At 55.0% G+C, this 547-nt stretch carries 1 pseudogene; it reads right to left on the bottom strand.

What is annotated here, in order from left to right:
* Window positions 1-506, bottom strand: a pseudogene (gene mobF / locus C8024_RS16840) (MobF family relaxase); the annotation flags it as partial.
* Between the last annotated feature and the right edge of the window lie 41 nt (window positions 507-547).

Below are 547 nucleotides of genomic sequence, written 5' to 3'. Positions count from 1 at the left end.
GTCCGGGCCTTGGGTGATATTGGCGACAACCGCGTGAAAATGAACATTGGGTTCAGAATTGCGATTGGTATCATGCTGGAACAGTCCAATGGTGAGATTGCCGGAACCAATGGCCTTGATCTTGCCGCGAGAAAAACCCGTGTTTCGGCGATATTTTTCTCGGCCCATTGCAGCGTCTCGATCACCGCCGTCCGGTAAGCTTCGATGATCCGTTTATCGCCGCCCACCAGAGCGATTAACGACCAGCTTTTGGGCAGCGAGAAAGTAAGATCGGTTCCGGCGCGGTGATATTGTTTATCGCTGCCAACACGCTCGCCATTTGGCAATTCACCGCGCAGCAAAGCTTCAAAGCCGCTCGCGTCCACCTGGCCCTTTAAACCTAACCGCTCCGCTCCTTCTCCGATCCACTGACCGGACCGGTCGGCATCGGCTTTGGTATAATAGTTATCCGCCGCAAAATAAGTTGCAGCGCCGCCCGCAGAGCGAACATTGGAAGCGGAGAGCATAGTCCATTCCTATCATTGAACGCGCCCTCCACCGCGCAGGT

This window comes from Sphingopyxis sp. BSNA05, assembly GCF_013265645.1.
Classification (GTDB): Bacteria; Pseudomonadota; Alphaproteobacteria; order Sphingomonadales; family Sphingomonadaceae; genus Parasphingorhabdus.
Note: the sequence above shows the minus strand (reverse complement) of the source record. Positions and strands in the feature narration are given on the sequence as shown.